Raw genomic sequence first — 3,624 nt, forward strand, 5'->3', positions numbered from 1 at the left:
TCACCCGTTCGCCGCTCGAGTACCCCCGAAGGGGCCTTTCCGCTCGACTTGCATGTGTTAAGCACGCCGCCAGCGTTCGTCCTGAGCCAGGATCAAACTCTCCATCAAGGTCCAAACACCCACCACAATACGTGGTGAGCCAAACCTCAGAGAAAATCCCAGCACGACAGTCCCCGCAAAAGGGGACCGCCTGCCTCAAAGAAACCCCACCCCGAAACCCCACGAGGGGCTCCAGAGCTAACGGGGGTGGCCAGACTCGACGCCTGGCCCATCAAAGGCACTGGCTTTTAACACGCTGTTGAGTTCTCAAGAAACGGACACCCACCGCGCGGTTCCCGCTTTCGCGTTCCCCGCCCCGGGGCGACTCTTTTAATCTACCGGGCCTTTTCCTCCTGTCAAATTGACCGCTTCTGCGTCAATTTGACAATGGAAGTCGGACCCAGAACTCCACAAGTCGAACGGGAGCCCTCTCGGGCTCGGTGTCGACTCGTAGGAGATTGCCCACCGGGTTGGCCGCCTTGCTGGCGTCCTGCACCCCGCTCAGGCGCACCAGATCAGTCTACAACACCCCAAGCACCGCTTGGGGTCGCTTCAGATCTGGTCCCCGGGGCCGTCCGCCTCGCGGCGTCCCGCATCCCTCGGGTGCGGAAGACTTTAGGCAGGCAAGATCGAGGCCGTCAAATCGAGGCGGCCGGCGGGCCTCCGCACCGAGGCCGTCCGTAGCTCACCCGCGTGCGGGCGGTCCTGCAGAGCCGCAGCCGCGACACGGCATGGTCGACGGTGTCGTACCCCTCCATCTGCCTCGATCACTCGCATTCGCGTCTGCCGTTCCGTCGCATTGCCGAGGTGCCGTGCCCGCACGCTGGTCAGCCAGCGTTCGAGCGTGATCAACCGTCGCAGCTGCCGGACAATGTCCGGCGGATCATGCCGGATCCTCAGCGGCGCGGTGATCAGGGCGACCCTGACCACGTTGCGGCGTCGGCAGCGCGACCGCACCGAAGACAGGCAGGCGACCGCCACCCCGGCCGCTCGCACATGACGGCGGCGAAGCCACAGACTCGCAGCGTGCAGCGGACCACCCGGCTGCCGCTCGACCCACACTCAAAAACCGAAGGCCAAGATCCGCAACAATGCGTTGATCAGGGTGAATACGGCACGGCAGTGATAGGCGAGCATGGCGTGGCGGGCGGCAATATCGCGCCGTCACTTGATCCGGTTGGTCCGGTCTTCGACCACGTTGCGGCATCGGCAGAGCAGCCGCATCGCCGGGCGGGCCCGCCCGGCTACTGATCGACATCTTCACGCACGCCGCCACCGCCACGACCAGCGCCAGTGCGCGACTTCGGGTGCCAGATCTCCCCGTTCACGACACCGGAGGGCACCCACGTCACGCTCCGCGAACGCCTGCCCTGCAAACACCCCACTCGTCCCGAACCCAGACCACGTCCGGCGACACAGTGATACCCCGGATGGGCGGCCGCCAGCCTGACGCAGCATCCGACGGTGGCGGCGAAGCGCGCCACCGTCACCGGCCCCATGCTCAACCACGATTCACAACGCCACAGGCCGTGTCCGGTGACTAGGTCGTGTCTTCAAAGTGGCTGTGAGCTGGTTGGTTGATGTGGATCATGTAGGGCGTGGTTCGTCGTCATGAGCTGACCGATGCCGAGTGGGCTGTGCTGGAGCCGTTGCTGCCCAAGCAGCGGATGGGACGTCCGCGGGCCGATGACCGGCGGGTGCTGAACGGGATCGTGTTCAAGTTCCGTTCCGGGGTGGCCTGGCGGGACGTGCCCGAGCGGTACGGCTCCTGGCGGTCGCTGCACACCCGCTTCCGCCGGTGGGCCGCCGACGGCACCTTCACCCGGATGCTGCAGGCCGCCCAGGCACGCGCCGACGCCGCGGGGGACATCGACTGGCTGGTGGCCGTGGATTCCACCATCGTGCGCGCTCACCAGCACGCCGCCGGCGCCCGCAAAAAGTGCCCCTATGTGCTTCGTCAAGCAGGGAAGGGCGTTGGGGGTTGATACAGAGTGCCGTTGCGGAGCATGGCGAACAGCACGTCGACGCGTCGGCGTGCCAGGCAGGTGAGCGCGGCGACGTGATGCTTGCCCTCGCTCCGCTTCTTGTCGTAGTAGGCCCGTGAGGCCGGGTGGCGCAGCGAGGCGAATGCGGCCAGGTAGAAGGCCCGTTTGAGTTGCCGGTTGCCGCGCCGGGGCGGGCTTTGGCCGCGGATGGACGAGCCCGAGGCTCGGGTGGCCGGAGCCAGTCCGGCATAGGCGGCCAGGTGGGCGGCGGTGCGGAACCGGCTGCCGTCACCGACGTCGATCAGGATGCGGGCGGCGGTCCTGGCCCCGACCCCGGGCATCGAGGTCAGGACCTGGGCAAGAGGGTGGGCCTCCAGTAGTTCTTCGATCCGGGCCGCCAGTACGGCACGCTGGTCATGGACGGCGCTGAGCGAGCGCGCCAGGCTGGGGATGATCAGTGCGGCGGCGTCGGTGCCGGGCACCGCGACCGTCTGCTCGGCCAATGCGGCCAGGACATCGTCGGCCAGGCGCTCGGCCATGCACGGCGCCTTGGGCCGCAGCAGGCGAACCAGTCGGCCGCGCCCGGCCTGTCGCAGCTGCGCCGGGGAGCCGAAGCGTTCCAGCAGGGCGCGGACGGCGGGATGATCCAGACGCGGCCCCAGGACCCGCTCCAGGGCGGGATGGATCTGGGTGAGCAGCCCGCGGAGCCGGTTGGTCACGCGCGTCGATTCCTGAGCCAGGTCGTCGTCGAACCCGACGAGCATCTGCAACTCGGCGACGGCCTCGTCGTGAAGGGTGAGCCGGCGCAGGGTGTGCGGCATGGTGCGGGCCGCGTCGGCGATGATGAACGCATCCCGCGCGTCGGTCTTGGCCTCGCCGGGGTACAGGTCGGCGATCCGCCGCATCGCCAGGCCGGGCAGATAGGCGACCCGGCAGCCGGTATCGCGGGCCACCGCCAACGGCAGAGCACCGATGGAGGCGGGCTGGTCGACCACCACCAGGACCGTTCCGTACCGGTCCCGGAGCCGACCGAACAGGTCCCGCAGTTCGGGTTCACTGTTGGGGAGCCGCCGGTCGAGCACCTTCCCGCCCGCCGGGGTCAGGCCGGTGGCGTGGTGCTCGCCCTTGCCGACGTCCAGGCCGCAGAAGACGCCGATATCGCGGGGATCGGTCACGTGCTGCCTTCCGTTCGAAGTGACGTACTCGCCCCGGCCTCACCAGCGGCATCAGCGTGCCGGCATCCACGTTACAAAGAGCCTGCCAGCCCGAGGGCTGTGCGGTCATGCCCCTCATCAGCGGTCTGCCGATGCCTCCGGACCCGGTGACACCACTTTTTCGATCATGAAACGACCGGGGAACTAGAGTCATGCCAGATCCAGAGGCCGAGGACCCGTAACCGGGTCACGAAGAAGGTAACGGGGGGCACCAGGCGCTCGGCCGCTCGCGGGGCGGGCTGACCAGCAAGATCCATCCGGCCTGCGACGGCAGAGGACGCCCGCTGGGATTGGTCGTGACCGGCGGCAATGTCAATGACTGCACCCGGTTCACCGCGGTGATGGCCGCGATCCGGGTGCCCCGGGTCGGGCCGGGCCGGCCCCGG

Annotated in this window: 2 protein-coding genes, 1 rRNA gene and 2 pseudogenes; 3 read left to right on the top strand and 2 right to left on the bottom strand. The window is 68.2% G+C overall.

Features of this window, described 5'->3' with window-relative positions; genetic code table 11:
* A 16S ribosomal RNA gene (locus QSK22_RS33040) occupies window positions 1-108 on the bottom strand; the annotation flags it as partial.
* 624 nt (window positions 109-732) lie between these two features.
* Between QSK22_RS33040 and QSK22_RS33045 the strand changes: the two genes are divergently transcribed.
* Both QSK22_RS33045 and QSK22_RS33050 read left to right on the top strand, forming a co-directional pair.
* Complete coding sequence (locus QSK22_RS33045) at window positions 733-1,290, top strand: hypothetical protein (RefSeq protein ID WP_285498434.1); 558 nt, start codon at window positions 733-735, stop codon at window positions 1,288-1,290.
* A gap of 347 nt (window positions 1,291-1,637) precedes the next feature.
* A pseudogene (locus QSK22_RS33050) lies at window positions 1,638-1,979 on the top strand (IS5 family transposase); the annotation flags it as partial.
* A 17-nt stretch (window positions 1,980-1,996) separates the two neighbouring features.
* Here the strand turns inward: QSK22_RS33050 and QSK22_RS33055 are convergent.
* On the bottom strand, window positions 1,997-3,199 hold the full coding sequence (locus QSK22_RS33055; protein WP_285498435.1) for an IS110 family RNA-guided transposase: 1,203 nt from the start codon (window positions 3,197-3,199) through the stop codon (window positions 1,997-1,999).
* A 251-nt stretch (window positions 3,200-3,450) separates the two neighbouring features.
* Between QSK22_RS33055 and QSK22_RS33060 the strand changes: the two are divergent.
* Window positions 3,451-3,624 (top strand): annotated as a pseudogene (locus QSK22_RS33060) (transposase); the annotation flags it as partial.

The sequence above is a fragment of the Actinomadura sp. NBRC 104425 genome (assembly GCF_030269545.1).
GTDB lineage: Bacteria > Actinomycetota > Actinomycetes > Streptosporangiales > Streptosporangiaceae > Spirillospora > Spirillospora keratinilytica.